The 950-nt window shown below is 75.9% G+C and carries 1 protein-coding gene; it reads right to left on the reverse strand.

Features of this window, described 5'->3' with window-relative positions:
• Nucleotides 1-950, reverse strand: a 950-nt coding sequence (locus CWIS_RS19420) for a serine/threonine-protein kinase (protein ID WP_048343272.1), incomplete at both ends; no start/stop codon positions are given.

The following is a 950-nucleotide window of genomic DNA, read 5'->3' on the forward strand; positions in this document are numbered from 1 at the left end:
GCGGCGGCGTGAGGAACCCGGGTCCGGCAGGCTGCGCCTGGACCGTCACCGGGCCGCGGACGCGCGTCGAGTCGTCGGCCGCCGCCGGGGCCGGCTGCGGGATCTCGACGATCGAGCGCAGCCGGGTCGCGTCGGCCGCGTCGCCGCCGGCCGGCGCGGGCTGGGGGTCGGCCTGCGGCGTCCCGTCGTCGAGCAGGTCCAGCGGCGTGACCGGCAGCCGCAGGTCCGCCTCGATCTGCTGCAGCGCACGGCCCAGCGCGGCGGCGGACGGGTGGCGCAGCGCGGGGACCTTCGACATCGCGCGCTCGAGCACCGAGTCCAGGGTGCCCGGGACGTCGTCGCGTCCCGTCGGCGGCAGCGGTGCCCGCTCGATGCGCGCGACGAGCTGCTGCGCGCCGTTCTGGCCGCCGGGGATCTCGAAGGGCGTGCGCCCCGCGAGCAGCGAGTACAGCGTGGCCGCGAGCGAGTACACGTCGGACCGCTCGTCGCCGTGCGGGTGCTCGGCGAGCAGCTCCGGGGGTGACCACGGGATCGACATGCCGACCGCCGCTCCCCCGCCGTGCCCGGTCGTCGCCGCGATCCCGAAGTCCGTGAGCGCGGGCCAGCCGAAGTCGGTCGTCAGGACGTTGGCAGGCTTGATGTCGCGGTGCAGGATGCCCGCGCGGTGCGCGGTCTCGACCGCGGAGGCGAGCCGCACGCCGATGCGCAGCACCTCCGCGACGCTGATCCGCTCGGTCCGGTACCGCTCCGCGAGGCCCGTGCGCGAGCAGTACTCCATGACCAGGTAGGGCCGGCCGTCGGCCGCGATGTCGGCCTGGTAGACCGTGACGATCGACGGGTGGTGCGAGAGCTGGGCCATGAGGTTGGCCTCGGTCTGGAACCGCGCGCGCACCTCGTCGTCCAGGCTCCCCGCGAGCAGGACCTTGACGGCGACGTCGCGGCGCGGCAGG

Source organism: Cellulomonas sp. A375-1, from assembly GCF_001040865.1.
GTDB lineage: Bacteria > Actinomycetota > Actinomycetes > Actinomycetales > Cellulomonadaceae > Cellulomonas > Cellulomonas gelida.